Origin of the sequence: Mesorhizobium sp. M8A.F.Ca.ET.161.01.1.1, from assembly GCF_004792105.1 — a bacterium.
GTDB lineage: Bacteria > Pseudomonadota > Alphaproteobacteria > Rhizobiales > Rhizobiaceae > Mesorhizobium.
Map to the genome: position 1 here is coordinate 1 of NZ_SRTD01000161.1, position 371 is coordinate 371.

2 protein-coding genes are annotated in these 371 nt (G+C 69.3%); both read left to right on the top strand.

All coding sequences use genetic code 11. From position 1 onward, the window contains the following. Positions 1 to 136: HPr family phosphocarrier protein (locus EN804_RS38900; RefSeq protein WP_348642793.1), on the top strand; the 136-nt coding region annotated here is incomplete at its 5' end. After that, positions 120 to 371: phosphoenolpyruvate-utilizing N-terminal domain-containing protein (locus tag EN804_RS35125; protein WP_281407931.1), on the top strand; the 252-nt coding region annotated here is incomplete at its 3' end. The genes EN804_RS38900 and EN804_RS35125, both read left to right, overlap by 17 nt.

The following is a 371-nucleotide window of genomic DNA, read 5'->3' on the forward strand; positions in this document are numbered from 1 at the left end:
GGCGGCCAAGGCGCCGAAAGGCACGGTTCTGCACATCAGGGCCAGCGGCGACGGCGCCAAAGATGCCGTCGAAGCGCTGGTCGACCTGGTGCGGCGCGACTTCGACGAAGGCGCGGACCATGCCCGCACCGCTTAGGCTGCAAGGCATTTGCGCCTCCGCCGGCTATGCCGAGGGGCCGCTGTTCGACCTCGACCGGCCGTCGGCCGTCTATGCAAGCCAAGCAAGCGCAGCGGAAGAGAAGGTCGCGCTCGCGGCCGCGATCGGCAAGGCTGTGAGCCGGCTCACCGCCATGGTCGACGCCGCCGACGGCGACGCCGCTGATATCCTCGAATTCCACATCGCCATGCTGGAGGACGCAGCGCTGAGCGCG